The following is a 6,217-nucleotide window of genomic DNA, read 5'->3' as shown; positions in this document are numbered from 1 at the left end:
CAAGCATGTCCGTACCTACTACAACTAGGTTCTTCCGGAAACTACTGAAGAAACAAGGCCGTCGGCTGGCGGTGCTGATCACTGACAAACTCGCCAGCTACCAGGTCGCGCACCGGACCACTATGTCGACGGTCGAGCACTGATAGAACAAATACTTGAATAATCGCTGCGAGCACTCCATCAACCCACCCGACACCGCGAACGCGCAATGAACGGGTTCCGCTCTGTCGTTGCAGCGCAACGATTTCTGGCCTCATTCAGTCGCATCTCCCCGCATTTCCGTCCGCCTTGGCACCGTATGCCCGCCACCGCTCACCGCACCGAAGTCGCCATCCGATTCCAGGTATGGGAACAGGTCACCGAATAGTCAATCACTGCCTGATCGACCGTTCCGTATGATGCTCTTCCGCACCTGAAAACTGCTGCACTCCAAGCAACTTGACAACATCCGACCGGATGCTTCCGCCCGCCACGCACGCTACGTCTGCGCCGCAAAGATGCCAACTTGCTCAGAATTCGCACAACAGTCGGTACCCCCGCTACTGCGAGTCGGAATCAATCGCAGGTACGTTCGGGGGATTGGGCCACCTGCGCAGTAGCGCATACGAAGGGTCATTACGATCTCGTGAGCCGCTATACCAGGTATCAGTGCCTTCTTTTGGAGGGAGGCTTTCCACATTGATGAGCGTATGCCAGTCGACCAACAAGTGCCGCTTGGCGATCTTCCAAACGCCACCACGACGCTCAAACCGATCCAAGTACCGACCGCCTATGACACGATCCACACCTTGTTCGCCGTTAGAGCGGATCCACACCTGGACGTATGTTTCACCGTGGGCGAGATCGCCATCGATCTCAACCACTGAATTGCATATATAGTGCGTGGTACAACTGAAACCAAGGTGGAGATCTGTAGCCCAGGCCGCAAAATCAGCGGCTGGACCATTGAACTTACCGTGATTGTCAATCGCGTCTGGGTGATAGACCGACCGCAAAAGTTCGACATCAGCGCGGTCACACCCATGAGTGTAATGAACAAGCAGGTCATTAATCTGTTGCCGAGAGGCGATCTCATCTACGAGCGCTGTTAACTTGGCGATTGACTGTTTCTCATCTGTCACATTTGTCATCTTGCTCTCCATCCTCTTCCATTGCTATCGCTCGATCCCGTACCGGGCGGAAGCATCCAACAAGGGCTTTCGCCCGCAACGCAGGCCACCGCAATGCCGCAAAGGTGCCAACTTTTGCGGCAGGTACCGGGGTAGATCAGTTCTGAGGACGGTCTGCCGCTTCACATCCAAGACAGCAGCTTCCCAGCGCGAAAGATCCGCATCCGCTGCCGCGAGATAGCGCTCCGCGCTCACCGGACAGCATCGAATTCGACCGTCGCTTCCGTGGGACCCCAATTTCGAGCTGCTGACCCTAACGAGGGAGACGAACTCGTCTCGTCTGATCATCGGGTCCCTATGGTCCAACTCACACTTAGAATAGTGACGCCAACCGTGTGGAATGTCAATAGGCAGACAGCCGTAGCGCCCGCCCGGGGTCGACCCGCGTGCGGATGTCTGACTGACGCTTCAGCTGCTCGAATCACATCCGCGTTAGGTGAAGCAGCTGCAACGGAGACGTCTGTTCCACGGATGAATTACGGTAGGTCCCTCGCGGCGCCGTGAACCGCTATGGAGATTCCGTAGATTCGCTCGGTGCCTTTGCCGATGTTAGCGAGACGGCATGGAATGGTCAATTTGTTTGGTGTGTAGCTGTTTTCTGGGCAGTAGGCCATCTCGCGGAGCGGTGTTCAGGCAGAGGGGTGCAGTTCGGTGACTTCACTCCACACCCGGAATCAGGCGGCGAGTTTGGTGTGGCGGCCATGCGGTGCCGGAGCGGTCGGAAGTGCGAGGAGACGCGACTGAACCAGACCAAGAATCGTTGCGCTGAGCTGGTCAGGAAAGGCTGGGCGAATCACTATTACAAGACGCAAAGCGTCAGTATAAATTGAGCCAAGCCAGCGTGACGCGAATTGGGGTGCTGGCCAGCTGGCGACGATCCGCCGAAAATATGTCACTCAACTGAGCAGTGCGACCATCTACCACTGGACGCCGATATGCCTCGCCCTGACGGGTAGCGAGGATGAAACGAGGAAACGTTGAAAAAGGCTTTGATGGGTGAGTTTCACCAGTTGATCGCATTTCTGGTCTCTACGAGACGGTCCGGAAAGATCATCCGCAAGGTTTTCGAGAAAACAAAGTACTACGTCTATAAAATAAACGGCGGCCGTATGTGGAACTCCATGGGAACAGGCCAGATTATACTGGTCAATACCATCGGTCGAAAAACTGGCAACGAGCGAGAGTTTCCATTGCTAAGTACCAAGCTCATCGGAAACTTGAATCGCACCGGCGGAGGGATGTGAATCGCATGTAAGTGTTTGTAGTGGCCGGCCCGGGGCTGGCTGACAGGATAGGTGTCGTCGCTACAACGCCGTGTGACTCATGAATCGCTTCGCTCCTTCGGGGTGCACTTCCCGGGATCTGTCCACTCTGTTGTGGCGGCGACGGAAGGTCCGGTCTTGCTTCAGTGGCTTGATTTTCAAGCCTGCCCGACCTCGTTGCCGCGAGGTCGTGGCCCGTTACAGGCCTGCCTCGAAGTGCCCTTTCCGGGCCGACGCCGACAACGACGTCGCCCATCGGAAAGGACATCCGTCGCTATGCCTATCGTCGCAGATAACTACGAGATCGTCATCGGTGTAGATACACACGCCGCAACTCACGCGCTATGCGTCGTGGCCGCTGCAACCGGTGCCGTGCAGGACAAGACAAGTTTTCCGGCAAGCCCGGCGGGTCTCGATCGGGCCCGCACGTGGATTGCACACCGAGCAGGGCAAAGACCGTCCTCGTCGTCATCGAAGGCATCGGTTCCTACGGAGCCGGGCTCTCCGACCGCGTTCTTGCGGCAGGATTTTCGGTCGCCGAACCTGCCGCCATGGGTTCAGGAGACCGGCGAGGAGTTGGTAAGACCGACGTCATCGACGCCGCCCGAATCGCCCGGTCTGTCCTGTCCGTCGATATCGATCGACTGCGCCGACCACGAGCGGACGGATCACGAGTGGCGATGCGCGTTCTCGTGGTCGCTCGAGAACAGATGACGTGTGAACGGACGCGCACCATCAATGCGTTGACCGCTTTGGTTCGAACCGTCGAACTTGGTGTGGATGCACGAAAATCATTGTCATGCAGTCAGATAACGGCGATCGCAACCTGGCGAGCACGGTCCGAGGACGCCACCACTGCGACGTGCCGAGCAGAGGCCGTGCGACTGGCCAAGAGAATTCGGGCGCTCAACTCGGAGCTGATTGACAATCGAAAGTCTCTCGACGCATTGGTCAAGACCACGGCGCCGGAACTGACTGCCGCAGTGGGAGTCGGCGCAGTGGTTGCAGCGACTGTCCTGATCGCGTGGTCACATGCAGGCCGAGTGCGCTCCGAGGCCGCATTCGCCTCGCTCGCCGGGACCTGCCCGATCCAGGCTTCATCAGGTAACACCGTGCGTTACAGGCTCAACCGTGGCGGTGACCGCCGTCTGAACAGAGCACTGACCACCGTCGTCATCGTGAGGATGCGGACTGATCCCGAAACCCGTACCTACGTCGAACGTCGACGAGGAGAAGGCCGCACGACCAAAGAGATCATGCGATCCCTCAAGCGTTACGTCACCCGGCAACTGTTCCGGACACTTGCCACTGCACACCCAATCTTGGTGTCTTGACAGATATAGAAGCATCCCGGGGTTTCCGGGGACTTTGATGTACCCCGGGTTTTCCGGAGTTCGTTTGTTTTACTTCAGGCATTGATGCACCCTGGTAGGACGCCATTTGGTGAGCCACTTGATCCGTGCCCCTGAAAGTGCACCATTTATATGAGAGATGAGGCAGAGTGATCCATAGGAGGTCACAGTGCCCAAGTCGTATCCACACTCGGTCCGTCGACGGATCTCGCACCGTCTTCGAAGCGGTGACGCAGTCGCCGATATTGCTACGGAAACCGGGATATCGGCGGCGACGTTGTTCCGGTGGAAAGATCAAGTCCTGATCGATGTGGGAGTGCGGGACGGTGTACCGAGTATCGAGTCCGACGAGTTGGCATCGGCCCGTGCCCGCATCGCTGCACTTGAAGCCGAACTCGTCTTGACCCGTGATGCGTGCGCATTGTTCGACGATCAGTCGGTGGTGCCCCCAAAAGGAAGATCGCGATCGTCGAAGGACTGATCACACGAGGTCATTCCAGTAGATCGGCATGCCGGATAACGGGTTTGAGTAGGTCTACCTTTTATGCGCCCCGTCGTCGACCGGTCTCCAATCAGCGAGTACGACGCATCATCGTGGCCGACACGATCGAAAAAATTCATCAACGGTCACGTGGTACCTACGGGAAGCGGCGTATCCGAGCCGAACTCCTCGATACGTACGAGATGAATGTCAATCACAAGTTGGTGTCGGCGATCATGACCGAACTCGGTATCGCTGGGTTGCCTCGTCCGGGCAAGCGGAAACCGAACCTGCTGGGCGTCGGAACCCTTCTCTGACCGGGTCAATCGCGGCTTCACGGCAAGTCGGAATGTGTCAAGGGGTTGAGTCCAGTGGGTGTTAGGCGGCCGTCGTTACGACCCCCACGGTGATCTCGGGGTCGTCGGCTGGTCGGTTGATGTAGACGGTGTCGGGCAGGTTGAGGATCTTCGGCGCAGTGGTGGTGCCGAAGCGATGCGGATGCCGAGCACGGGCCGCATCGAGTACCTGCCGACGTTCGGCAACCTTGTCGGCGGCCAGACCGAAGTGGACGTCGGCGGGCGTGTGAAGTCCGATGCCGGTGTGGCGATGCTCGTGGTTGTACCAGTCTGTGAACTCGATCATGAATTTCCTTGCCTGGCCGAGTGATTCGAACCGCTCGGGGAACCGGGGCCCGTACTTGAGGGTCTTGAATATCGATTCGGAGTAGGGGTTGTCATTCGAGACCTGCGGCCGCGAATGTGAGCGGGTTACTTCGAGGTCGGCGAGCAATGTGGCGACGGACTTGCTGGTCATCGACGTGCCGCGGTCGGCGTGCACGACCTGCGGAATGCCGTGCACTGCGAAGATCTGTTCCATCAACTCTCGCGCCAGCACACCGGATTCGTGAGCGTGGACGTGTACGCCGACGATGTACCGGGAGTAGATGTCGATCATGACGTACGCATCGAAATATCGTCCTTTGACCGGACCGGCAAGCTTGGTGATGTCCCACGAGTACACCTGCCGCGGTGCGGTGGCGACCAGCTCCGGGCAGGTCTTCTTCGGGTGCTTCGCAAGCCGGCGACGTTCGCTGACCTGCGCGTTGTCACGCAGCACCCGGTACATCGTGGACACCGAACACAGGTAGATGCCCTCGTCGAGCAGTTGCGCATAGATCTCGAGCGGCGCCTGATCGACGAAACGGTCGCAATTGAGGACGTCGAGGATGCGGCGGCGCTCGATGTCGGTGAGTTTGTTCGTCGGCTCGGCCGCCGCCACCACTGGTGGGGTGGGCACGGTGGCCGCGGTGCGGCGCCGGCCCGCGGTCGAACGAACCACGCCGGTCAACGCGCTTGCGGTCCTCGTCGACACCCCGGCCGCGGTCAGGTCGCACCACGCGGCGGTCAGCGCTTGTTCCGCTTGTCGTCGAAATCCGCTCTCTCGGAGAGAGATTCCAAGAGAGCATGTGCTTTTCCCATGATGTCCAGAGCGGCCTCGGTGGTGGTCAGTCTCTTGTTTGCCCGGGCGAGCTCCTGCTTGAGGCGAGCGATCTCGGCCTGCTCGGCGGTGAGTTTGCCGATCTTCGTGCCGGGTTGCTTACCGTCGAGGACTCCGGCGTCGCGTTGCTTGCGCCACTCGCTGATGAGCGACGAGTAGAGGCCTTCACGGCGCAGATATGCCCCGCCTTCGTTCGTCTCGCACGCCTGCTCGTAGGCGGCCAGGTGGGCGAGCTTGTCGGCGGGGCTGAACACGCGCCGGCGGGGACCGTCGGCTCGGGGATGAGTGGAGGCCATGCGGTCATTGTCCTCGACCGGCATAGGGGCGGAAATCGTCATCGTCGGGTTGTTCCGTATCTCGCCCTGCAGGCGGGGTTGCTGTGAATCGGTGGACTAATGGGAGGTATCAAGCCTGGCCGGTCCGGCAGACTTGATACCTGGTAGCCGCTGGTGGATG

The 6,217-nt window shown here is 59.0% G+C and carries 4 protein-coding genes and 1 pseudogene; 3 read left to right on the top strand and 2 right to left on the bottom strand.

Features of this window, described 5'->3' with window-relative positions; genetic code table 11:
* Positions 1 to 539: 539 nt before the first annotated feature.
* Entirely contained in the window at positions 540 to 1,130 is a 591-nt protein-coding gene (locus tag FEZ60_RS32085) for a nuclear transport factor 2 family protein (protein ID WP_172937939.1), read from the bottom strand.
* 1,577 nt (positions 1,131 to 2,707) lie between these two features.
* Here FEZ60_RS32085 and FEZ60_RS32080 point away from each other — a divergent pair.
* The 3 genes and pseudogenes from FEZ60_RS32080 (at position 2,708) to FEZ60_RS32070 (ending at position 4,581) form a co-directional block, all read left to right on the top strand.
* Positions 2,708 to 3,765: pseudogene (locus tag FEZ60_RS32080) on the top strand (IS110 family transposase).
* A gap of 187 nt (positions 3,766 to 3,952) precedes the next feature.
* Positions 3,953 to 4,264 carry a transposase gene (locus FEZ60_RS32075; RefSeq protein ID WP_172937938.1) on the top strand — a complete coding sequence of 104 codons (312 nt, stop codon included), beginning with the start codon at positions 3,953 to 3,955 and terminating at the stop codon, positions 4,262 to 4,264.
* Positions 4,265 to 4,377: 113 nt separating this feature from the next.
* Entirely contained in the window at positions 4,378 to 4,581 is a 204-nt protein-coding gene (locus FEZ60_RS32070) for an IS3 family transposase (RefSeq protein ID WP_207185760.1), read from the top strand.
* A gap of 61 nt (positions 4,582 to 4,642) precedes the next feature.
* On the opposite strand, the gene FEZ60_RS32065 is transcribed toward FEZ60_RS32070, so the two are convergent.
* Positions 4,643 to 6,057 (bottom strand): IS3 family transposase gene (locus tag FEZ60_RS32065; RefSeq protein WP_172937936.1). Its coding sequence is split into 2 segments (ribosomal slippage): positions 4,643 to 5,694 and positions 5,694 to 6,057, totalling 1,416 coding nucleotides; the frame shifts between segments, so codons are not numbered across the junction.
* Positions 6,058 to 6,217: the final 160 nt, after the last annotated feature.

Origin of the sequence: Rhodococcus sp. MS16 (assembly GCF_013277795.1) — a bacterium.
In the GTDB taxonomy this organism is placed as follows: Bacteria; Actinomycetota; Actinomycetes; order Mycobacteriales; family Mycobacteriaceae; genus Rhodococcus_F; species Rhodococcus_F globerula.
This window is presented reverse-complemented; position numbering and strand designations above follow the sequence as displayed.